Annotated in this window: 24 protein-coding genes; 19 read left to right on the top strand and 5 right to left on the bottom strand. The window is 68.5% G+C overall.

Going from position 1 to position 21,756, the window contains the following annotated elements:
- Positions 1-69: 69 nt before the first annotated feature.
- The 5 genes from hda to AC1RL8_RS14180 all read left to right on the top strand — a co-directional run bounded on the left by hda (position 70) and on the right by AC1RL8_RS14180 (position 4,968).
- A complete protein-coding gene (gene hda, locus AC1RL8_RS14200; protein WP_492684870.1) occupies positions 70-759 on the top strand; it encodes a DnaA regulatory inactivator Hda in 690 nt (229 codons plus the stop codon).
- 42 nt (positions 760-801) lie between these two features.
- Entirely contained in the window at positions 802-2,439 is a 1,638-nt protein-coding gene (pcnB, locus tag AC1RL8_RS14195; RefSeq protein WP_492684580.1) for a polynucleotide adenylyltransferase PcnB, read from the top strand.
- Positions 2,436-3,074, top strand: a complete 639-nt coding sequence (gene folK, locus AC1RL8_RS14190; protein ID WP_492684579.1) for a 2-amino-4-hydroxy-6-hydroxymethyldihydropteridine diphosphokinase — start codon at positions 2,436-2,438, stop codon at positions 3,072-3,074. Before pcnB ends, folK begins: the two co-directional genes overlap by 4 nt.
- A 222-nt stretch (positions 3,075-3,296) precedes the next feature.
- Entirely contained in the window at positions 3,297-3,941 is a 645-nt protein-coding gene (locus AC1RL8_RS14185; protein WP_056571891.1) for a DUF47 domain-containing protein, read from the top strand.
- Between the two features lie 16 nt (positions 3,942-3,957).
- A complete protein-coding gene (locus AC1RL8_RS14180; protein ID WP_062475084.1) occupies positions 3,958-4,968 on the top strand; it encodes an inorganic phosphate transporter in 1,011 nt (336 codons plus the stop codon).
- A gap of 51 nt (positions 4,969-5,019) precedes the next feature.
- On the opposite strand, the gene AC1RL8_RS14175 is transcribed toward AC1RL8_RS14180, so the two are convergent.
- Entirely contained in the window at positions 5,020-5,466 is a 447-nt protein-coding gene (locus AC1RL8_RS14175) for a TM2 domain-containing protein (RefSeq protein WP_070062592.1), read from the bottom strand.
- Between the two features lie 8 nt (positions 5,467-5,474).
- Positions 5,475-5,999 carry a GNAT family N-acetyltransferase gene (locus tag AC1RL8_RS14170; RefSeq protein WP_139701981.1) on the bottom strand — a complete coding sequence of 175 codons (525 nt, stop codon included), beginning with the start codon at positions 5,997-5,999 and terminating at the stop codon, positions 5,475-5,477.
- A 179-nt stretch (positions 6,000-6,178) separates the two neighbouring features.
- Here AC1RL8_RS14170 and rpsP point away from each other — a divergent pair, with 179 nt between their 5' ends.
- The 8 genes from rpsP (at position 6,179) to AC1RL8_RS14130 (ending at position 12,324) form a co-directional block, all read left to right on the top strand.
- On the top strand, positions 6,179-6,442 hold the full coding sequence (rpsP, locus tag AC1RL8_RS14165; RefSeq protein WP_007831311.1) for a 30S ribosomal protein S16: 264 nt from the start codon (positions 6,179-6,181) through the stop codon (positions 6,440-6,442).
- A gap of 15 nt (positions 6,443-6,457) precedes the next feature.
- A complete protein-coding gene (gene rimM / locus AC1RL8_RS14160) occupies positions 6,458-7,012 on the top strand; it encodes a ribosome maturation factor RimM (protein WP_062475078.1) in 555 nt (184 codons plus the stop codon).
- A gap of 16 nt (positions 7,013-7,028) precedes the next feature.
- Positions 7,029-7,775 (top strand): tRNA (guanosine(37)-N1)-methyltransferase TrmD, encoded by a 747-nt coding sequence (gene trmD, locus AC1RL8_RS14155; protein ID WP_062475075.1) that lies wholly within the window; start codon positions 7,029-7,031, stop codon positions 7,773-7,775.
- A gap of 110 nt (positions 7,776-7,885) precedes the next feature.
- The gene (gene rplS / locus AC1RL8_RS14150; protein WP_056572437.1) at positions 7,886-8,269 is read left to right on the top strand and encodes a 50S ribosomal protein L19; all 384 of its coding nucleotides are present in this window, start codon (positions 7,886-7,888) and stop codon (positions 8,267-8,269) included.
- 127 nt (positions 8,270-8,396) lie between these two features.
- Positions 8,397-9,140 (top strand): CoA pyrophosphatase, encoded by a 744-nt coding sequence (locus AC1RL8_RS14145; RefSeq protein WP_174250200.1) that lies wholly within the window; start codon positions 8,397-8,399, stop codon positions 9,138-9,140.
- 58 nt (positions 9,141-9,198) lie between these two features.
- Positions 9,199-10,200, top strand: a complete 1,002-nt coding sequence (locus tag AC1RL8_RS14140) for a CobD/CbiB family protein (protein WP_062475069.1) — start codon at positions 9,199-9,201, stop codon at positions 10,198-10,200.
- Positions 10,201-10,204: 4 nt separating this feature from the next.
- The gene (gene hisC, locus AC1RL8_RS14135) at positions 10,205-11,281 is read left to right on the top strand and encodes a histidinol-phosphate transaminase (RefSeq protein ID WP_492684578.1); all 1,077 of its coding nucleotides are present in this window, start codon (positions 10,205-10,207) and stop codon (positions 11,279-11,281) included.
- Positions 11,282-11,298: 17 nt separating this feature from the next.
- Complete coding sequence (locus AC1RL8_RS14130; protein ID WP_492684577.1) at positions 11,299-12,324, top strand: hypothetical protein; 1,026 nt, start codon at positions 11,299-11,301, stop codon at positions 12,322-12,324.
- A 25-nt stretch (positions 12,325-12,349) separates the two neighbouring features.
- Here the strand turns inward: AC1RL8_RS14130 and rsgA are convergent, their stop codons facing one another.
- The 3 genes from rsgA to AC1RL8_RS14115 are packed head-to-tail and all read right to left on the bottom strand — an operon-like array spanning position 12,350 to position 14,969.
- Complete coding sequence (gene rsgA / locus AC1RL8_RS14125; RefSeq protein WP_492684576.1) at positions 12,350-13,309, bottom strand: ribosome small subunit-dependent GTPase A; 960 nt, start codon at positions 13,307-13,309, stop codon at positions 12,350-12,352.
- Between the two features lie 12 nt (positions 13,310-13,321).
- A complete protein-coding gene (locus AC1RL8_RS14120) occupies positions 13,322-13,672 on the bottom strand; it encodes a 4a-hydroxytetrahydrobiopterin dehydratase (RefSeq protein WP_492684575.1) in 351 nt (116 codons plus the stop codon).
- A gap of 31 nt (positions 13,673-13,703) precedes the next feature.
- Positions 13,704-14,969 carry a M48 family metallopeptidase gene (locus tag AC1RL8_RS14115; protein ID WP_492684574.1) on the bottom strand — a complete coding sequence of 422 codons (1,266 nt, stop codon included), beginning with the start codon at positions 14,967-14,969 and terminating at the stop codon, positions 13,704-13,706.
- 62 nt (positions 14,970-15,031) lie between these two features.
- Here AC1RL8_RS14115 and orn point away from each other — a divergent pair, with 62 nt between their 5' ends.
- The 6 genes from orn to AC1RL8_RS14085 all read left to right on the top strand — a co-directional run bounded on the left by orn (position 15,032) and on the right by AC1RL8_RS14085 (position 21,742).
- Positions 15,032-15,628, top strand: a complete 597-nt coding sequence (orn, locus tag AC1RL8_RS14110) for an oligoribonuclease (protein ID WP_070062329.1) — start codon at positions 15,032-15,034, stop codon at positions 15,626-15,628.
- A 248-nt stretch (positions 15,629-15,876) separates the two neighbouring features.
- Positions 15,877-17,784: a DEAD/DEAH box helicase gene (locus tag AC1RL8_RS14105; RefSeq protein WP_492684573.1), complete on the top strand. Its 1,908-nt coding sequence runs from the start codon at positions 15,877-15,879 to the stop codon at positions 17,782-17,784.
- A 215-nt stretch (positions 17,785-17,999) separates the two neighbouring features.
- Positions 18,000-19,073: an NAD/NADP octopine/nopaline dehydrogenase family protein gene (locus tag AC1RL8_RS14100; protein WP_492684572.1), complete on the top strand. Its 1,074-nt coding sequence runs from the start codon at positions 18,000-18,002 to the stop codon at positions 19,071-19,073.
- Positions 19,063-20,067, top strand: coding sequence for a 3-hydroxybutyryl-CoA dehydrogenase (locus AC1RL8_RS14095; RefSeq protein WP_492684571.1), 1,005 nt, complete (start codon positions 19,063-19,065; stop codon positions 20,065-20,067). Before AC1RL8_RS14100 ends, AC1RL8_RS14095 begins: the two co-directional genes overlap by 11 nt.
- The gene (locus AC1RL8_RS14090; protein WP_492684570.1) at positions 20,064-20,867 is read left to right on the top strand and encodes an alpha/beta fold hydrolase; all 804 of its coding nucleotides are present in this window, start codon (positions 20,064-20,066) and stop codon (positions 20,865-20,867) included. The genes AC1RL8_RS14095 and AC1RL8_RS14090 overlap by 4 nt, the downstream gene beginning before the upstream one ends.
- The gene (locus tag AC1RL8_RS14085; RefSeq protein WP_492684569.1) at positions 20,864-21,742 is read left to right on the top strand and encodes a quinone oxidoreductase family protein; all 879 of its coding nucleotides are present in this window, start codon (positions 20,864-20,866) and stop codon (positions 21,740-21,742) included. The genes AC1RL8_RS14090 and AC1RL8_RS14085 overlap by 4 nt, the downstream gene beginning before the upstream one ends.
- Positions 21,743-21,756: the final 14 nt, after the last annotated feature.

Here is a 21,756-nt window from a genome sequence, read left to right as displayed (position 1 = left end):
GCGGCCGGGCCGATAGAATTCCTCACGATTTTAAGGGCCCTCCGGGCCCCCTCCATGAACCTTCCCGGGATGAAACAGCTCGCGCTCGATATCGGCATTGCGACGGGCCCCAGCTTCGACGCCTTTTTTGCCGGCCCCAACGAGGCGGCGCTGCGACACCTGCAAGTGTGGGTCGGCGGCGCCGATGGCAGCCCCGCGCTGCACTCGCCGGTGCCGACCTACCTCTGGGGCGACAGCGGCAGTGGCAAGACCCACCTGCTCGAATCCGTGCGTGTCGCACTGGCCGAGCAGGGCGCCAGCGTGGGCTGGCTGCACGCCGGCCTGCTGGAGCCGCCCGAGTTCGACGAGCGCTGGGGCGCCGTCCTGCTCGACGACGTCCACCTCTACACCGCGGTGCAGCAGCACGCGGCCTTCAACTGGTTCGTCAACGCCCAGACCCTGCAGCGCGGCGTGGTCGCCGCCGGCGCCTTGCCGCCGGCCGACCTGCCGCTGCGCGAAGACCTGCGCACCCGCCTCGGCTGGGGCCATGTGTTCCACATGCAGGTGCTGAGTGAAAGCGAACGCCGCGCGGTGCTGCGCCAGGCGGCCGACGCGCGCGGCGTGATGCTGTCCGACGACGTGCTCGACTTCATGCTGCACCGCTTCAGCCGTGACCTGGGCAGCCTGATGGAGCTGCTGTCGCAGCTGGACGGCTACGCCCTGCAGACCCAACGCGCGATCACCATTCCGCTGATCCGCTCCATGCTCGAAAACGAATAGACAGATAAGAAGAAGCGCCTGCTCCTCCTCGAAAAACAACCAATGATCAAGAAATTCATCGACAAGCTGCTCGGCAAGTCCGCCGGCGGCACGCAGGGCAAGAGCCGCTTCGGCAAGCGCCAGGAGGTGCCGGCAGAGGTTCACAAGATCGATCCCGCCCTGGTCGACGAACGCGCGAAGAACGTGGTCACCACGCTGCAGCAGGCCGGCTACGAGGCCTACGTGGTGGGCGGCGCGGTGCGCGACCTGCTGCTGGGCCTGCGGCCGAAAGATTTCGACGTGGCCACCAACGCCACGCCCGAGCAGGTCAAGTCGCTGTTCCGCCGCGCCTTCATCATCGGTCGGCGCTTTCGCATCGTGCACGTGGTGTACGGCCGCGGCCGCGAGCACGAGGTGATCGAGGTCTCGACCTTCCGCGCCTACATGGACAGCGCCGCCGCCGAGCAGGTGGCCGGCAACGAGCGCACCAGCAAGGGCGAACTGGCGAGCATGAAGCACGCCGTGGACGCCAGCGGCCGGGTGCTGCGCGACAACGTCTGGGGCCCGCAGGAAGAAGACGCGGCGCGCCGCGACTTCACCGTCAACGCCATGTACTACGACCCGGCCAACCAGGTCGTGGTCGACTATCACAACGGCATCAAGGACGCCCAGAAGCTCACGCTGCGCATGATCGGTGACCCGGTCACGCGCTACCGCGAAGACCCGGTTCGCATCATTCGCGCCATCCGCTTCTCGGCCAAGCTCGCCGCGCTCGGTTTCAAGATGGAAGCCAAGACCGCCGCGCCGCTCATCGAATCGAGCAAGCTGCTGGCCGACGTGCCGCAAAGCCGCATGTTCGACGAGATGCTCAAGCTGTTGCAGACCGGCCATGCCATCGCCACGGTCGAGCAGCTGCGCAAGCTGGGGCTCGCCACCGGCATCTACCCGTTGCTCGACGTGGTGGTGGAGCGCGCCGACCAGCCCTTCGTGAAGGCCGCCCTGCAGGACACCGACCGCCGCGTCGGCGAAGGCAAGCCCGTGGCGCCCAGCTTCCTCTTGGCCTGCGTGCTGTGGGCCGACGTGCGCGACGGCTGGGCCCAGCGCCAGGAAGGCCGCCACGGCCAGCGCCCGCAGCCGCCGTTCCCGGCGCTGCAGGACGCGATCGACGACGTGTTCAATTCGCGCATCGGCGACGTGTCGGGCCGCGGCAAGCTGGCCGCCGACATGCGCGAGATCTGGATGATGCAGCCGCGCTTCGACAAGCGCACCGGCTCCACGCCGTACAGCCTGGTCGAGCAGGCGCGCTTCCGCGCCGCCTTCGACTTCATGCGCCTGCGCGCCGACGTGGGCGAAGTCGGCGAGGCCATCGCCGAGTGGTGGCAAGAGTTCAGCACCGCCGACGACCTGCGCCGCCAGGACCTGCTCGAACAGGTCCGCGAAGAACAGAAGGTGCGCCAGCGCGTGCGCCTGCGCGACCCGGCCGCTGCGCCCAAGCCGCGCAGCGAGCAGCCGGCGCGCCAGAAACAGGCCGCGACCGAATCGGACGACGGCGACGGACCCGACATCGAGGCCGACGCCGTGCCGCCGGACGGCGAAGCCGCCGCGCCGCGCAAGCGCAAGCGCCGGCGCAAGCCGCGCCCCGTGGGCGGCGGTAGCGGTGGTGGTGGCAGCGAGGGCGGCGGGAGCGCCGCAGGCGAATGAGCGCGCCCGACCGGCCGAAGGACGGCAAGAAGAGCCCCCCGGCTGCCAAGGCCGCCAAGGGGGGCAAGCCCGCGCCGCGCGCCGCAGGCAAGCCGCCATCGGCAGGCAGCAAGAGCGGCCCGCCCGCACGCCGCGCACCGACGAGTCGTCCACGCGGTCCGCGCGAGGACTACCCGACCGTGCAGGCCTTCGTCGCCATCGGCGCCAACCTGGGCGATGCCGAGGCGACCGTGAAGGAGGCCATGGCCGCCATCGGCGCGCTGCAGCGCACCCAGGTCACGGCCCGCTCGTCGCTCTACCGCAGTGCGCCGGTCGAGGCCGAAGGCCCCGATTTCATCAACGCCGTGGTGGCCGTGCGCACCGGGCTGGACGCGGAGCAGCTGCTCATCGCGCTGCAGCGCCTGGAAACGCTGGCCGGCCGTGAGCGGCCCTTTCCCAATGCGCCGCGCACGCTCGATCTCGATCTGCTGATGCACGGCAACTCGGTGATCGAGAGCCCCACGCTGACCCTGCCGCATCCGCGCATGCGCGAGCGCGCCTTCGTGCTCAAGCCGCTGGCCGAGATCGCGCCCGACAAGGTGCCGCGCGCCGCGCTGGCACGCGTGACCGGCCAGGTCATCCAGAAAATCCGCTGACTCTTGGGGCGGCCGGCATGCGGCTGTCCCTGCCCGATTTCGCCGGCGTTGCACGCGTGCGTGCGGCTGGTCGTGGCACGGCGGCTGCCGGCCTGATCGGGCCTGTCGCGCCGGGGCCCGAAGGTCGGCCCGACCGGTCGTTCCGGTCGCGCCCGTTAAACTCGGGAAGTTTTCACGAAGGCGTCATGAAATTGTGATTGGCGCGTCCCAGGAGTTTTTTCCATGTTCGGCAAGCTGCTGCCCCGAGAGGGCAATTTTTTTGAAATGTTCAACCAGCATGCCGAGCGCATCGTGGAGGCGGCGCGTGCTTTCGAGCAGCTCGTCACCCACTATGCGGACGTGCACCTGCGCGAACAGTACAACCGCGACGTCGACAACGCCGAGCGCGCCGCGGACCGCGTGACGCACGACGTCAACCGCCTGATCCACAAGACCTTCATCACGCCCATCGACCGCGAGCAGATCCACAAGCTCATCAACACGATGGACGACGTGGCCGACCTGATCCAGGATTCGGCCGAGACCATGGCGCTGTACGACGTGCGCCACATGACCGACGAGATCGTGCGCCTCACGGCCCTGAGCGTGAAGTGCTGCGACCGCCTCAAGGACGCCGTGAAGTACCTCGGCAAGATCGCCGACCCGGCCGTGGCCGAGGCCACGCTCAAGACCTGCGAGGAAATCGACCGCCTCGAATCCGACGCCGACCGCGTGATGCGCAGCGCCATGAGCAAGCTGTTCCGCGAAGAGCCGGACGTGCGCGAGGTCATCAAGCTCAAGGCGATCTACGAGCTGCTCGAGACGATCACCGACAAGTGCGAGGACGTGGCCAACGTGATCGAGGGCATCGTCCTCGAGAATTCCTGAAAACGGGTAGCAGCCGATGACAACGGTGCAGGTCGCCCTCTGGGTGGTGGTGGTGCTGGTCGCGCTCGCGATCCTGTTCGACTTCATGAACGGCTTCCACGATGCCGCCAATTCGATCGCGACGGTGGTGTCCACCGGCGTGCTCAAGCCGGGGCAGGCCGTGGTGTTCGCGGCTTTCTTCAACCTGATCGCGATCTTCGTCTTCCACCTGAGCGTGGCGGCGACCGTGGGCAAGGGCATCGCCCAGCCCGGCGTGGTCGACGTGCACGTGGTGTTCGGGGCGCTCATCGGCGCGATCAGCTGGAACCTCGTCACCTGGTACTACGGCATCCCGAGCAGCTCGTCGCACGCGCTGATCGGCGGCATCGTGGGCGCGGTGATCGCCAAGACCGGCACCAGCGGCCTCGTGGCTTCCGGCATCTGGAAGACCGTGGCCTTCATCTTCGTGTCGCCGCTGCTGGGCTTCCTGCTGGGCTCGCTGATGATGATCGTGGTGGCCTGGGGCTTCCGGCGTGCCACGCCCTCTCGGGTGGACCGGTGGTTCCGGCGATTGCAGCTGGTCTCGGCCGGCGCCTACAGCCTGGGCCACGGCGGCAACGACGCGCAGAAGACCATCGGCATCATCTGGATGCTGCTGATCGCCACCGGCTACGCCTCGGCCAGCGACGCGGTGCCGCCGACCTGGGTCATCGTGAGCTGCTACGCGGCCATTGCGCTGGGCACCATGTTTGGCGGCTGGCGCATCGTGAAGACCATGGGCCAGAAGATCACCAAGCTCAAGCCCGTGGGCGGCTTCTGCGCCGAGACCGGCGGGGCGCTGACCCTGTTCCTGGCCACCGCGCTGGGCATTCCGGTGTCGACCACGCACACCATCACGGGCGCCATCGTCGGCGTCGGTGCCACGCAGCGCGCCAGCGCGGTGCGCTGGGGCGTGGCGGGGAACATCGTCTGGGCCTGGGTCCTGACCATTCCCGCCTCGGCCTTCGTCGCGGCGATGGCTTACTGGTTCAGTTGGCAGATTTTCTGAAGCACTGAAGCGTCGGCGCCTCGTTCGCAGAGGTCGCCGCGCCCGATCCGGCTACTGTGAGATTTTTCGGCCTTCTTCGATCTGGTGTTCGAAGTAGTGCTGGAAGCTGTACACGATGCTCGCCATCAGGATCGAGCTCCCGAAGAACAAAGACGCGACCACGGCGCCGATCGTGAGCCAGTTGGTCTGGCCCGGCGCGGCGTCGGGCGCTGCGCCGGCGTTGAAGCGGGCATTCCATTTTTCGGGCGTCATCAGGCCGTAGATGATCGCCATCAACGCGCAGCCCGCGATCGTGAAGCCGAGCAGCGGGATCAGCGCCCAGCTCACGCCGTCGTCCACGCCGTACATGCGCAAGCGTTCGATGCCGTAGATGCCCAGCGCCGTGGGAATGGGCAGCAGCCAGCCGAGCCAGTCGCCCATGCCGCGCAGGTAGAAGCGGTGCAGGCCGAGCGGGCCGCCGAGGAAGGAGAGCCAGGCGGCCACGGTCTTGCTTTTCATCTTTTTCATCATTCGGGTTTGGTGCGGCTGCCTTCGCCGAGTACTTTTTCCATCAGGACCACGTCGCGCCAGGCGTCGAATTTCCAGCCGCAGTCCTTCAGCACGCCCACGTGCGTGAAGCCCTGGCTGCGGTGCACGCCGACCGAGCCGGCGTTGGCCGAATCGCCGATCACCGCGATCAGCTTGCGCACGCCGGCCGCTTCGGCCGCCTGCGAGAGCGCCGCCAGCAGCTGCGCGCCCACGCCCTTGCCGCGCGCGGCCTCGGACATGTAGATCGAGTCTTCGGCCGAAAACCGGTAGGCCGGGCGGGGCTTGAACCAGTTGCAGTAGGCAAAACCCAACACTTCGCCGTTTTCTTCGGCCACGAGGTAGGGCAGGTTCTTGCCCAGCACGTCGGCGCGCCGGGCGGCCATGTCGGCCTCGGACGGGGGCTCGGTTTCGAAGGTGCCGGTGCCGTGCAGCACGTGGTGGGCGTAGATGGCCGTGATGGCTGCGATGTCTTCGTCGCGGCTGGGGCGGAGGGTGAGGGTCATGCGGGTGAGGGCGGCGGCGCGGGGCCGGAATTCGGAGAAAAACCCGGGTCGGGCTATAATCGTGGGCTTTTCAGCGTGCGCTGGCCGGGTGGCCATGTCGCGTGTCTCGACGCTGGAAGAACATCGTGAGCGGGCCTCTTTCTATTTGAACTGGCTCGCTGACCACCCAAGGATAAATCATGGTCGTCATTCGACTCTCCCGCGGCGGCTCCAAAGGCCGTCCGTTCTTCAACATCGTCGTGTCGGACAAGCGCGTTCGCCGCGATGGCCGCTTCATCGAGCGCCTGGGTTTCTACAACCCGACCGCCAAGGAAAACGAAGAAAGCATCCGCATCGCACAGGACCGCCTCGCGTACTGGAAGAGCGTCGGTGCCCAGGCTTCGCCCACGGTGCTGCGCCTGATCAAGCAAGCCGCTGCCGCGGCCCCCAAGGCGGCCGCCTAAGCCGCCCGCACGGCGATGCTGCCCACACTCGAAGCCGCCGAACTGCCGGCGGATGCGATCGAGGTCGGACGCATCGCCGATGCCTGGGGCATCAAGGGCTGGTTCAAGGTCCTGCCCCACAGCGCCCAGCCCGAGGCGCTTTTTTCTTCCAAGCGCTGGTTCCTGCAGGCTCCCGGAGCCTCCACGCCCGCCGCTTTCCGGCTCGCGGTCCGCGAAGCCAAAGAACATTCCGACTGCATCGTCGCCTCGTCCGAGGATGTGCCTGACCGCAATGCGGCCGAGGCCCTGCGCGGCGCGCGCGTGTTCGTGCCGCGCTCGAGCTTCCCGACCGCCGGCGACGACGAGTACTACTGGGTCGACCTGATCGGCCTGTCGGTCGTCAACCGCGAAGGCGTCGTGCTCGGCACGGTGCGCGAACTGCTGGCCACCGGCCCGCAGACCACGCTGGTGCTGACGGCCGAAGAAGACGGCAAGACCATCGAGCGCATGGTGCCGTTCGTCTCGGTCTTCGTCGACAAGGTCGACCTGCCCGGCCGCCTCATCACGGTCGACTGGCAACCCGATTTCTGACCCGGGCCGCGCGCGCATGCGCTTCGACGTCCTCACGCTCTTTCCCGAACTGTTCGCGCCCTTCATGGCCAGCGGCGTGACGCGCCGCGCCTACGAATCGAAGCAGGTCGAGGTCGTGCTGTGGAATCCGCGCGATTTCGCCCAGGGCAACTACAAGCGCGTGGACGACCGGCCGTTCGGCGGCGGGCCCGGCATGGTGATGATGGCCGAGCCCCTGGTGGCCTGCCTCGATGCCGCGCTGGCGGCCCGTGGCGCACCGGCGCCGGTGGTGCTGTTCTCTCCCATCGGCGAGGCGCTGCGCCACGAGGCCGTCGAGCACTGGTCGGCGAGCGAGGGTGCGGTGCTGGTCTGCGGACGCTACGAAGGCATCGACCAGCGCTTCATCGACGCGCGCGTCACGCACCAGGTCAGCCTCGGCGACTTCGTGCTGTCGGGCGGCGAGATTGCGGCGATGGCGCTGCTCGACGCCGTGGCCCGCCTGCAGCCCGGCGTGCTGGGCGACGAGGCCAGCCATGTGCAGGACAGCTTCAACCCGGCGCTCGACGGTCTGCTCGACTGCCCGCACTACACCCGGCCCGAGCAGTGGAACGGGCAGGGTGTTCCGGCGCCGCTGCTCTCGGGCCACCATGCGCAGATCGAGCGCTGGCGGCGCGACCAGCGCCTGGCCATCACGGCCGCGCGGCGCCCCGAGCTGATCGATGCCGCACGGGCGGCAGGCAAGCTCAACAAGGCCGATGAGGCCGCGCTGAAAAAAAAGCTATAATCCGCGGTTCCCCGATCCTCTGTCCGGCCGCGCCCGGTTTTCTGGCGGTTCTTCCGCCAAAGCCCACGGCGCCTTTAGTGCAGCCCGAAACGATCGATATCCAGGAAATCATGAACCTCATCCAGACCCTCGAGCAGGAAGAAATTTCCCGTCTCGGCAAGACCATCCCCGATTTCATGCCCGGTGACACGGTCATCGTCAGCGTGAACGTCGTCGAAGGCAGCCGCAAGCGCGTGCAGGCCTACGAAGGCGTCGTGATCGCCAAGCGCAACCGTGGCCTCAACAGCGGCTTCACCGTGCGCAAGATCTCCAGCGGCGAAGGCGTGGAGCGTACGTTCCAGACCTACAGCCCGCTGATCGCCGGCATCGAAGTCAAGCGCCGCGGCGACGTGCGCCGTGCCAAGCTGTACTACCTGCGCGAGCGCAGCGGTCGTTCGGCACGCATCAAGGAAAAGCTGCCGGGCAAGTCGCAGAAGGCTGCGTCGGCCGCTTAATCAGCCGCCGTCCTTTCTGCTCAAAAAGCCGCCGCTCTGGCGGCTTTTTGCGTTGGCGCTGCGCTTCAAGACAGTTTTCCATTTTTACGCTCTACTCCTTTCATCTCGCCACAGGCCGCATCCTCTCTTGACCTCCTCCACTTCCGCCCCCACGTCCTCCGCCGTCGTCGAACCCGTCAATGCCGTGGTGCCGCCCGCGTTGCTGCAGATCGACCCGCGCCAGGCGCCCTTCGTGGACGGAAGCGATGGTCTGCCGGCGGTGGCGCCGGCGCAGCTGACGGCAACGGCCCTGCGCGCGCGCTTTGCCTCGCCGCCCGTGTGGACGCCCGAGCTGCGCCGCGAGCCCCGCATGACCGACCGCGTGCCCGCCCAGGCCGCCGTGCTGGTGCCGATCGTGCAGCGACCGCAAGGCGCGACCGTGCTGCTCACCGAGCGCACCACGCACCTGTCGACCCATTCGGGCCAAGTGGCCTTTCCCGGCGGGCGCGTCGATCCTGAAGACGCCAACATCCAGGCCGCCGCGCTGCGCGAAGCCTGGGAAGAGGTGGGCCTGTCGGCGCAGTTCATCGAAGTGCTCGGCACCTTGCCGACCTACACGACCGTCACGTCCTTCGTCGTGACCCCGGTGGTCGCGCTGGTGCAGCCCGACTTCGTGCTGGACATCAATCCGTTCGAAGTGGCCGAGGCCTTCGAGGTGCCGCTGGCCTGGCTGATGGACCCGGCCAACCACCGCCGCCACGCGGTCAGCGCCACCGATGGGGTCCGACGCGAGTGGTACTCGATGCCGTACGTCGATGGCCCGCACGAGCGCTTCGTCTGGGGCGCCACCGCGGGCATGCTGCGCAACCTCTACCGTTTCCTCGCCGCCTGAGCCGGATCGGGCGCCACCTGGGGTCAAAACCTTCAGGTGCTCTCGCTATCATCGAAGGATGAGCTTCTTTGCCATCCTGTGCGCGTTGCTGATCGAGCAGGTGCGGCCGCTGGGCCCGCACAACCCCGTGTACGGCGGCGTCCTGGCGTGGACGCGCTGGACCAGCCGCAACTTCGATGCGGGCAAGCCGCACCACGGATGGATCGCCTGGGGGCTCGCGGTGTTCGTGCCCACGCTGCTGTCGCTGGGCGTGCACTGGCTGCTGGTGCTCACGCTGGGCCTGCCGTTCGCCGTGCTGTGGAGCGTCGCGGTGCTCTACATGACGCTGGGCTTTCGCCAGTTCAGCCACCATTTCACCGACATCCGCGATGCGCTCGACGAGGGCGACGAGCCGCTCGCGCGCTCGCTGCTGGCGCACTGGCAGGGCGTCGATGCCGCCGAGCTGCCGCGCAGCGAAATCGTGCGCCATGTGATCGAGCATTCGGTCATTGCGGCGCACCGGCATGTCTTCGGCGTGCTGGCCTGGTTCTCGGTGCTTGCGGCTCTCGGCCTGGGGCCGGCGGGCGCGGTGTTCTATCGCATGAGCGAGTTCGTCGCGCGCTACTGGGCCCACAAGAACGGCGCGCCGGTGCAGCCCTCGAGCGTGGCGGTGCAGGACGCGGCCGAGCGTGCCTGGCATGCCGTCGACTGGCTGCCCGCGCGCATCACGGCGCTCGGCTTCGCCGTGGTCGGCAGCTTCGAAGAGGCCATCGATTGCTGGCGCAACGACGCGCGGCGCTTCCCCAACGAGAACGACGGCGTGATCCTCGCGGCCACGTCCGGCGCGGTGAACGTGCGCCTGGGTGGCGGCTCGCTGAGCCCGATCCCGGTGGCCGATCCGCTGCCGCGCGCGCAGGCCGGCGAGTCGCCAAGCGTCGGCCGGCGCCTGGACAGTGGCAGCACGCCGGGGCGCGAGCCCGAGCCCGGCCACCTGCGCAGCGTGGTCGGCCTGGTCTGGCGCTCGGTCGTGATGTGGATGGTGCTGCTGGCCTTGCTCACGCTCGCGCGCTTGCTCGGCTGACCCCATGACCACTCCGCCCTTCTGGAGCCCGCGCATCGGCGCGCTCGAGCCTTACGTGCCCGGCGAGCAGCCGCGCATCGCCAACCTCGTCAAGCTCAACACCAACGAGAATCCGTACCCGCCGTCGCCGGAGGCCATCGCGGCGATCCAGCGCGCGGCCGCCGACGGGTTGGAGCGCTACCCCGACCCCACGTCGCTCGCGCTGCGCGAAGCTGTGGCGCGCCGCCACGGGCTGCAGATCGGTGAGGTGTTCGCGGGCAACGGCTCGGACGAAGTGCTCGCGCACGCGTTCTTCGCCTTCTTCCAGCAGGCGCAGCCGCTGCTGATGCCCGACGTGAGCTACAGCTTCTACAAGGTCTATGCCCAGCTCTACGGCATCGCCTGCGAGCAGCTGCCGGTCGACGACGGCCTGCGCATCGACATCGATGCGTTCGCGACGCGCGCCCGCCAGGGCTGCGGTGGCATCGTCATTGCCAACCCGAACGCGCCGACCGGCATCGGCCAGCCGCTGGCGCGCATCGAGCAGCTGCTGGCGGCGTGCCCGGATCGCGTCGTGCTGGTCGACGAGGCGTATGTCGATTTCGGCGGCGAGAGCGCGCTGTCGCTGATCGGTCGGTATCCGAACCTGCTCGTGGTGCAGACGCTGTCCAAGTCGCGCTCGCTGGCCGGCCTGCGCGTCGGTTTCGCCTGCGGGCAGGCGCACCTGATCGACGCGCTCGTGCGGGTCAAGGACAGCTTCAATTCGTACCCGATCGACCGGCTGGCCTCGGCCGGCGCCGTGGCTTCGCTGGATGATGAGGCGTGGTTCCGCAAGACATGCGACCAGGTCGTCGACACGCGCGAAGGCCTGACTCTGCAGCTCGAGGACCTGGGCTTCGAGGTGCTGCCGTCGCAGGCCAACTTCGTGTTCGCGCGCCACCCGCAGCGCGATGCGGCCGAGCTGGCCGCCTTGCTGCGCGAGCGTGCGGTGCTGGTGCGGCATTTCAAGCAGCCGCGCATCGCGCAGTACCTGCGCATCAGCATCGGCACGCGGGACCAGTGCAGCGCGCTCGTGCAGTGCCTGCAGGACATCCTGGCCTGACACCCCGAGGCAAGCCCATGTCGACCCTTCACGCCGATCCGCGCGCCGTGGCCTGCGCATCGTTCTGGCAAGCCTTGAGCGACAGGCTCGAGAGCCTGCATGCCTTGTCGGGCCCCGCGCTGGTGGAGGCGCTGAACGCGCTGCTGCAGCCCTTCTTTCCGAACCTGGCCGCCGAAGTGCAGGGCGACCCGCCGGCTTTCACGCTCGTGCTGACGGCACACGGCGCCGAAGCCGATTTCGAAGACCTCATGGCGCTGGTGCGCAGCGCGCCCGCGTTGCCCCAGGTCGAGGTGGAGGCCTTCCGGCAGCGCATGCGCGAAGGTTTCAGCATGCGCATGAACGACTTCGAACTTGCTTGCTCGGACGTTCTCGTGAAGCACGAGCCCTACAGGGGGCGGGTGGCGCTGGAGATCGGCTTTGCCAAGCCCATTCCGATGGACATGCAGGACCACGCGCGCCACATGAGTCTGATCATGCTCGACCACATCCTGGGCGAGTACGACTTCGCCGTGAAGGTCGGGCCGGTCGATCACGTCGAGGCGGATGCGCAAGCGGATTTCGATGGCGTGCCGCTCGACGGCTTCGTGCCTCTGTTCGACGCATGCTGGCGCGAGGATCTGGGCCACACCGGCGTGTTTCCCGCAGGCGAGCATGGCTGGTCCGGCCTGACGGCCACGCGCACCGCCGAGGACGGCAGTGAGGTCGAGGCGGTCGTGATGCGAAACGACGCCGCGAATGCGCTGCTCGGGCGTGCCGACCTGGGGCATCGGCTCTCGGCCGCCGTTCCCGTCGAATCGGGCGAAGAACTGGGCGAAGCCCGTGTCTACGAAGACCGGCTGACCGCACTGCTGCAGACGCACGGCGAAGGCTGCTGCACGCACATCGTGCTGGAGGCGGGCGTTCGCACGGTGCACTTCCATGTGGCCGATCCGCAGGCGGCCATTGCGCATGCGCAATCGGTTCAGGAAGCGCTGGAGTTGCCGGTGGCGCTCGACCTGGCCTTCGACCCGACCTGGAAGTCGTACCGCATCTGGCTGGCCTGAGCGCGGCCGGGCCCCCGGTGCGGCGTCAGTAGCGCGTCTGGCTCAGCTCGGCGAACAGCTCGCCGTAGATCTTGTAGCGCGAGGCGCTGATCGGTCCGGGCTGCGTCGCCGTTTCGACGTTCAAGATCACGCCGCAGCCGGGTTCGTGCAGGTGGGTGCAGTTGTAGAACTTGCAGTCGCCCGTGTGCTCGGCGATGTCGGGCATGAGGCCGGCGAGCTGCATCGGCTCGATGTGGTTCAGGCCGAATTCCTGGAAGCCGGGCGAGTCGATGAGGCCGGTGGTGCGGGCCTCGTCGATCCAGTACCAGGTGGTGCTGGTGGTCGTGTGCTTGCCTGAATTGAGCGCTTGCGAAATCTCTTGCGTCAGCACGCTCGCGCCCGGCACCAGCAGGTTGGTGAGCGTGCTCTTGCCCGAGCCCGATGGGCCGAGTACCAGCGTCGACTTGCCCGCCAGCAGCTTCATCAGCGACGCGTAGTCCGTCTCGCCCGAGGCCTTGAGCGACAGCGGCAGCACGCCGTGGTGCATGCGGCGGTAGGGCGCCAGCTTGGCCCAGGCGCGCGCAAAGGGTTCGACGAGGTCGCTCTTGTTGAGCGCGATGATGGGCGTGATGCGCTCGGCCTCGGCCGCGATCAGTGCGCGTGCCAGCTGGTGTTCGGAAAACTCGGGCTCGGCCGCGATCAGGATCAGCACGTGGTCGAGGTTGGCCGCGAACGACTTGGTGCGGATCTCGTCCTGCCGGTAGAAGAGGTTGCGCCGCGGCAGCACCTCTTCGATGGTGCCTTCGTCTTCGGTGGCCTGCCAGCGCACGCGGTCGCCGACCACGGCCTGGCTCTTCTTGCCGCGCGGGTGGCAGATCAGCCGCTCGCCCGTGGGCGTCTCGACGAGGCAGTGACGCCCGTGGCTGGCGACAACGAGGCCGTCGTGGTGCGCCTTCCCCGTGTTGTGCGCAGCGGGGGTGAAGGCGGCGCGGCCCGGCTTAGCCACAGGCGCGTGTCCTCATGCGGCGGGGCTCGCAACCAGCGCGTCGGCCTGCCGAGCGCAGTCGAAATCGGTGATCGACAGACCGTTCACGTCGTGCGTGTTGAAGCGCACCACGCAGCGGTTGTAGTGCACCGACAGGTCGGGGTGATGGTCCTGCGTGTGAGCCACCATCGCCAGCGCATTCACGAAGGCGATGGTCTCGAAGTAGCTCGCGAAGGTGAAGGTCTTCTCGATCGCGACATCGGCACCGTCGCCGGTGAGCTTCCAGCCGTCGAGCTGGGCCAGGCCCGAGACGATCTCGGTGGCGCTCAGGGCCTTGCGGGGCGGGAGGTTCTTCCAGTCCTTGGGTTTGAACATGCTGCTCATGAGGGGCTTCGCTGAAAAGGTGGGTCGAGGGTCACGCCGCGGCCATGCGCGCAAGGCGCTCGGAGGCGGGCGGGTGGGAGTAGTAGAACTTGACGAACACCGGGTCGGGCGTGAGCGTCGAAGCGTTGTCCTGGTAGAGCTTGAGCAGGGCGGCCGACAGGTCGGCGCCGCTGGTCTGCGCCACGGCGTAGGCGTCGGCCTCGAACTCGTGCTTGCGCGACAGGCGCGCCGGCAGCGGGGCGACGAAGAAGCTGAACACCGGCACGGCCAGCATGAACAGCAGCAGCGCCAGCGCGTTGTTGGGCGCGGCCGGCGACAGGTTGGGCTGCACGCCCAGGCCGGCATAGAACCAGACCTGGGTCGACACCCAGCCCAGGAGCGCGAAGCCGGCCAAGCTCAGCGCGAACATCGCGACCAGCCGCTTCACGATGTGGCGGTGCTTGAAGTGGCCGAGCTCGTGCGCGAGCACGGCCTCGACTTCGCCGGCGTTGAGCTGGCGCAGCAGCGTGTCGTAGAACACCACGCGCTTGCTGGCGCCGAAGCCCGTGAAGTAGGCGTTGGCGTGCGCGCTGCGCGTGCTGCCATCCATCACGAACAGGCCCTTGGCCGCGAAGCCGCAGCGCTTCATGAGCGCCGTGACGCGCGCCTTGAGCGTCGGGTCGTCCAGCGGCTTGAACTTGTTGAACAGCGGCGCGATGAAGGTCGGGTAGATCAGCATCAGCAGCAGGTTGAAGCCCATCCACGCACCCCAGGCCCAGAGCCACCAGAGCGTGCCGGCCGCGCCCATGAGCCACAGGATGAGTGCCGCGATCGGCAGCCCGATCAGCGCGCCGAGCAGCGTCGACTTGACGGTGTCGGTGAGCCAGAGCTTCCAGGTCATCTTGTTGAAGCCGAAGCGCTCCTCGAGCCGGAAGGTCTGCCACAGCGTGAACGGCAGCTCCAGCAGGCCGCCGATGAGCGCAAAGGCCGCCAGCAGCGCCAGTTGCTGCACCATGCCGCCGCCCAGCCACACCAGCAGCAGCTTGTTCAGCAGGTCGAGCCCGCCGAGCAGCGTCCAGCCCAGCAGCAGGGCCGCGCCCCAGGCCATTTCGACGAGCCCGAAGCGTGCCTTGGCGATGGTGTAGTCGGCCGCCTTTTGGTGCGCGGCGAGCGTGATGGTCTGCGCAAAAGCTTCCGGCACGGCGCCGCGGTGGCGCGCCACGTGGCGCACCTGGCGGGTGGCCAGCCAGAACTTCACGAGCAGGCCCGCCACGAGCGCCGCCGCGAAGGCAAGGGTGAAGATGAGCGAATAAGACATCATGAAGCGGCGAGTTTAGTCCCCGGTATATCGGGGTGCAGGCCTTCGACGACAATCCTGCGATGCCCGAATCCCTTGACCCGACGCCCCCCGCAGCCGCCCCCACCCTGAAGAAAAGCGACCAGAACCTGGTCTGGCTGGACTGCGAAATGAGCGGCCTCGACCCCGAGAAAGAGCGCCTGCTCGAGATCGCCGTGGTCGTCACCGGCCCCGACCTCACGCCCCGCATCGACGGCCCCGTGCTCGTTATCCACCAGAGCGACGCCGTGCTCGACGCCATGGACGCCTGGAACAAGGGCACCCACGGCCGCAGCGGCCTGATCGACAAGGTCAAGGCCTCCACGCTCGACGAAGCCGCGGCCGAGCAGCAGCTGCTCGAATTCATCGCCAAGTACATCCCCAGGAGCGGCTCGCCCATGTGCGGCAACACCATCGGGCAGGACCGGCGCTTCCTGGTCAAGTTCATGCCCAAGCTCGAGGCGTACTTCCACTACCGCAACCTCGACGTCAGCACCCTCAAGGAGCTGGCCAAGCGCTGGAAGCCCGCGGCCTACACCGCCTTCAAGAAGCAGCAGGCGCACACCGCGCTGGCCGACGTGCACGAGTCCATCGAGGAGCTGGCGCACTACCGGGAAACCTTCCTGCGCTTGGTGGATTGACAACAATTAGGTAAAAACCCGAAGCCGTGCCATAATCGCAGGCTTCGCTGATTTGAACGCGTCTTTGGACACAGATCAGCGTCTCTCGCATCTCCCTATCTTGCACACCGCGCCCGATCGCATTCGCTGATCAAAAAGGGCCGCAGCCTCCGACGAAAGCCGGAAGTTGAATGTCGTTGGATGGTTGATGTTTTTAACCACCAACGGGGCGCCGCCTACGGCAGCGCTCGCGTTTGAGATTGATATTCATGACCGACGCTTTTGAAGCGCAGGGCGAACTCGCGCCTGTGCAATCCGCTACCCATAACGAATTCACCGCTGTCGCGGACACCGTGTCCGAGGCCCCGATCCTCGACGCACTGGACGCCGCAGCCCCCGAGGCCGCCGAAGCCGAAGCGCCTGCCGCGCCCAACGGTTTCATCAAGCTGGGCCTCGCCCCCGAACTGATCGCCGCCGTGGCCGACATGGGTTTCACCCAGCCGACCACCGTGCAGGAAAAGGTCGTGCCGATCGCCATGGGCGAAGCCGGTTCGGCCCGCTTCGTCGACCTGATGGTCTCGAGCCAGACCGGTTCGGGCAAGACCGCCGCCTTCCTGCTGCCCGTGCTGCACACGCTGATCAAGCGCCAGGCCGAAGCCGAAGCCGAAGCCAAGGCCGAGTTCCAGCGCCTGGCCGCTGAAGCCGCTGCCCGTGGCGAAGCGCCGCTCAAGAAGCCCAAGCGCAAGGACCCGACCAACGCCCGTCATTTCAAGGCCGCCACCCCCGGCGCCCTGATCCTGTGCCCGACGCGCGAACTCGCGCAGCAGGTTGCACACGACGCCATCGAACTGGTTCGCCATTGCCGCGGCCTGCGCGTTGCCAACGTGGTGGGCGGCATGCCTTACCAGCTGCAGATCGCCAAGCTGCAGAACGCCGACCTCGTGGTTGCCACGCCGGGCCGCCTGCTCGACCTGCAGCGCTCGCAGCAGCTCAAGCTCGACCAGGTCAAGTTCCTGGTCGTCGACGAAGCCGACCGCATGCTCGACCTCGGCTTTGCCGACGACCTGGCTGAAGTCAACCAGCTCACCATCGAGCGCCAGCAGACCATGATGTTCAGCGCCACCTTCGCGCCGCGCATCCAGCAACTGGCCCAGCGCGTCATGCGCGAGCCGCAGCGCATCACCATCGACAGCCCGCAAGAGAAGCACGCCAACATCAAGCAGTCGCTGTACTGGGCCGACAACAGCCAGCACAAGCGCAAGCTGCTCGACCACTGGCTGCGCGACACCAGCATCAACCAGGCCATCGTGTTCGCCAGCACGCAAGTCGAGTGCGACGGCCTCGCCAACGACCTGCAGCAAGAAGGCTTCAGCGCCGTCGCGCTGCACGGCGCCCTGAGCCAGGGCCTGCGCAACCGCCGCCTGATGGCACTGCGCCAGGGGCAGGTGCAGATCCTGGTGGCCACCGACGTTGCCGCCCGCGGCATCGACGTGCCGACCATCACCCACGTCTTCAACTTCGGCCTGCCGATGAAGGCCGAGGACTACACCCACCGCATCGGCCGCACCGGCCGTGCCGGCCGCGATGGCCTGGCCATCACGTTCGCCGAGTTCCGCGATCGCCGCAAGATCATGGACATCGAGCACTACAGCCGCCAGCAGTTCAAGGCGGAAGTGGTGGCCGGCCTCGAGCCGCAACAGCGCATGCCGCAATCGCGTCCCCCGATGGGCGAGTACCGCGGTGGCCGCGGCGACAACTTCTCGCGCGATCGCAAGTTCGGCAACGGCGGTGCGGGCGGCGGCGGTGGCTACCGCGGCAATAACAACGGCGGCGGCTATGCCGGCGCCAGCGGCTTCAACGACCGCAATTCGCGCGGCCCGGCGCAGGGCCAAGGCCCGCGCGGCTTCCAGGGCGGCCAGAACGCCGGCTTCGGCGGCGGCCGTGACGAAGCCGGCAATGGCGGAGGCTACGGTCGCAAGCCGGGCTGGGGCGACAGCGCCCCGCGCGGCGGCCACGGCCATGGCGGCGGTCGCGGCGACGGCGGTTTCGCACCCCGTGAAGGCTTTGCACCCCGCGAAGGTTTCGCACCGCGCGGCAACGGCGCCGGCCACGGTGGCCCGGGCAAGGTGTTCGTGCCCCGCGACGCGCAAAAGCGCGCGTTCAAGCCCAGCCGCTGATCGCCCTCGCAAGCGGCCCTGAACAAGGCCGCTTCCCCCAAAAAGCCCGCGCTTCTCACGAACGCGGGCTTTTTCGTTGTCGGGTTTCCGAGCACTCCGGCGCCCATGAAGTTGGTTGACACCTGAATCGATGAAAAGTAATGTAATAGCGCATTGCTTCTCCCCGGTCCGTTCGCGGCTGCCGGTTCATCGACACCTGTTCTCGACTTTCGATCATGAAAATTGCGATTCTTGGGGGTGGCCACGGCGCCTATGCGGCCGCCGCGGACCTGTCTGAAACCGGCCATGAAGTGCGCCTGTGGCGCCGCGATGCCGCCGCGCTCGAACCCGTCGTGCAGGCCGGCGCGATCACGCTGAAAGACGCCGCCGGTGCGCGCGAGGTGCCCATCGCGCTCGCTACCGCCGACATCGGCGCCGCGCTGAAGGGCGCCGAACTCATCGTCATTCCCACGCCCGCCATCGCCCAGCATGACATCGCGCTCGCGATGGCGCCGCACCTGGTCGATGGCCAGGTCGTCTTCCTGCCGCCGGGCACCTTCGGCAGCTACGTGATGGCGCAGGCGGTCCAGGCCACCGGCAACCGCGCCGACGTGGCCTGGGCCGAGACCGGCACCTTGCCGTACCTTGCGCGCAAGCACGGCGAGCGCGAAGTCAACGTCACCATCCGCGCCATCCGCCTGCCCACCGGCGTCTACCCGGCGCGCAAGGAGGCGCAGGCCATCGAGGTGATCCGCCGCGCCTACCCGGCCGTGCACGGCTGCGGCGATGCGCTCTCGGGCGCGCTGATGAACGCCGGCCCCGTCATCCACCCGCCGCTGATGGTGATGAACGCCGCACCGCTGCAGCACTTCGAGCGCTGGGACATCCACAACGAAGGCACACAGCGCGCCGTGCGCGACGTGACCGACCGGCTCGACCGCGAGCGCATGGCCGTGCGCGAGGCCTTCGGGCAGGGCGCGCCGCACTATCCGCTGGCCGACCACTACAACAACGACCAGTGGATGTACGGCGACGCGCACAAGCAGCTCGTCAAGTCGGGCGACTGGCGCGAGAACATCGACCTGCACACGCACCGCTACATCACCGAAGACACCGAGCTCGGCCTGGCCTTCCTGGCTTCTGCTGCGCGCCATGCGAGCGTGGATGCACCCATCGCGCACGGCCTGCTGGCCATCGTCGGCGGCTTCCTCGGGCGCGACCTGCGCCAGGGCCCGCGCACCTTCGAAAGTCTGGGCCTGGCCAGCCTGAGCGCGAGCCAACTCAAGCAGAGGCTGCACGATGGCGAATGAGCCCGCGCCGCCGCGCTTCGCCGCCGTGGGGGCCGGCCGCATGGGGCGCGGCATCGCCATCGCATTCGCCTATGCGGGCCACCGCATCGCGCTGATCGACCTGCGCCCGCGCACGCCCGAGGCGTGGCAGCGCTTGCGCGACGAGGCGCAGGCGGAAATCACTGCGAGCCTTTCCGGCCTTGCGCAGCTCGGCGTGATCGATGCCTCGCAGGTCGAGCGCATCGCCGCGCGCGTGGACTTCGTGAATGCAGCAGACGCACCGCACGCGCTGGCCGCCGCCGAGCTGGTGTTCGAAGGCGTGCCCGAAACCATGGACGCCAAGCGCGAGGCCTTCGAGCAGCTCAACCGCCATTGCCGCGACGACGCGATCCTTACCTCGACCACCAGCAGCATCCTCGTGACGCAGCTGGCCGCGCTGGTGCGGCGGCCCGAGCGCTTCCTGAACATGCACTGGCTCAACCCGGCCTACGTGATCCCCGTGGTCGAACTGAGCTGCCACCCCGGCACCGACGCCGGCGTGCTCGCGCGCACGAAGGCACTGATGGAGGCCATCGGCAAGCTGCCCGTGGTCTGTGGCGCGTCGCCCGGCTACATCGTGCCGCGCCTGCAGGCGCTCGTGATGAACGAGGCGGCCCGCATGATCGAAGAAGGCGCTGCCACAGCGGAAGAAATCGACAAGGCCACGCGCTACGGCCTGGGCCTGCGCTTCGCGGCGCTCGGCGTGGTCGAGTTCATCGACTTCGGCGGCTGCGACATCCTGCACCACGCGAGCCGCGAGATGTCGGCCTCGCTCGACGCGGGTCGCTACACGGCGCCGGCCATCGTCGGACGCATGGTCGAGGAAGGGCGGCTGGGCCTCAAGACCGGCAGCGGCTTCTACGACTACGCGGGCCGCGACACCGCCGCCTACCGGCGCGACGTGCTCTCGCGCACGCTCGGCGAACTCAAGCACGCGGGCCTGTGGCGCGCGGCGGCCGACGAGACGCTGTCATGACGATCCGCCGCGCCTTCGCCGACCTGTCGGTGGGGCAGGTGCACCACGCCGTGTGCGGTGATGCGCAGGCGCCGGCCGTGCTGCTGCTGCACCAGTCGCCGCGCAGCTGGGCCGAGTACCGCGACGTACTGCCGCTGATCGCCGGCGCGGGCTACCGCACCATCGCCATGGACACGGCGGGCTTCGGCGATTCGGCCGACGGCGGCGTGCCGGCGAGCATTGCGCAGTGGGCGCGCGTGGCATGCGAGCTGCTCGATGCGCTCGGCATCGCGCAGGCCGACGTGGTGGGGCATCACACCGGTGGCGTGATCGCGATCGAGCTGGCCGCGGCGTTTCCGCAGCGCGTGCGCAGCCTCGTGCTGTCGTCCACGCCGTACACCGACGAGGTGTTTCGCCGCGCCCGCGCGCAGCGTCCGCCCATCGACGAGGTGGCGCCCAGTGACGACGGCAGCCACCTCGCCGCGCTGTGGCAGAAGCGGCAGGCCTTCTATCCGCCGGGGCGGCCCGACCTGCTCGAGGCCTTCGTGCGCGATGCGATGAAGGTCGGCCACCGCGTGGAAGAAGGGCACCGCGCCGTGGCCTCGTACCGCATGGAAGAGCGCATCGGCCGCGTCGCGCAGCCGACGCTCCTCGTGCGCGCCACGCTCGACCCGTTCGCCGCGCCGCATGCGGCAGAGCTGCAGCATCACCTGCCGCAGGCGCGCATCGTCGAGATCGACGGCGGCATGGTGCCCTTGCCCGACCAGATGCCCGAGGCCTTCGCGCGCACGGTGCTCGACTTTCTGGCGACGCGGCCATGAAGGCCGTGCGCATCCATGGCTTCGATGCGGTGCCGGTGCTCGCAGACGTGGCCGATCCTGTGGCGCGACACGGCCGCACCCTCGTGCGCATGCAGGCCGCGACCGTCGGCCACATCGATCGCACCGTGTGGCAAGGCCGCTTCCTGCGGCATCCGCCGTTGCCGTACACGCCGGGTGTGGAAGCGGCGGGCGTTGTCGTCGCGAGCGAGCGTTATGCAGAGGGGCAGCGCGTGTGGTTGCGCGGCAGCGGGCTGGGCACATTGTTCGACGGCACCTGGTGCGAGCTGATCGACGCGCCTGACGACGCACTCGGCGTGTTGCCCGATGCCGTGCCGATGGCACTCGGTGCGGCGTTCTTCTCGCCCACCACGTCGGCGTGGGTGGCCTTGCATGAGGTCGCCCGATTGCAGCCTGGAGAGCAAGCGTTGGTGACGGGCGCGAGCGGCGCAGTGGGTTCTCTGGTGATGCAGCTGGCACGCGATGCAGGCTGCACCGCAACGCCTGTCGATCCCAAAGCCGGCCCGCCTGAAGTCGCCAGCGCCGACCTGCTCATCGACACCGTCGGCGGCGACGTGCTCGCCTCCGCCTTGCCGGCCGTGCGCCCCGGCGGCCGCGCCGTGCTGGTCGGCTACACCGCCGGCCCGACGCTGCAGCTGGACATCGCGCACTTCCTGCAGCGCGACGTGGCGCTGCTGCCGCTCAACATGTTCCGGCGCGAAGGCGCAGGCCGCGCAGCCGCTCCAGAGTTGCTTGCGCGCCTGGCCGACGGCCGCCTGCACCTCGACGTGCAGCCCTTCGCGCTCGCCGATGCAGCCCTCGCGCTCGACTGGATCGCCCAACGCGGCCATCGCGGCCGCGCGGTGCTCGTGCCCTAGCCGGGCCCCGCGCT

This window comes from Variovorax sp. GW822-FHT04E09 (assembly GCF_058800845.1).
The sequence above is the reverse complement of the archived record's forward strand: the minus strand, read 5'-3'. Positions and strand labels throughout refer to the sequence as shown.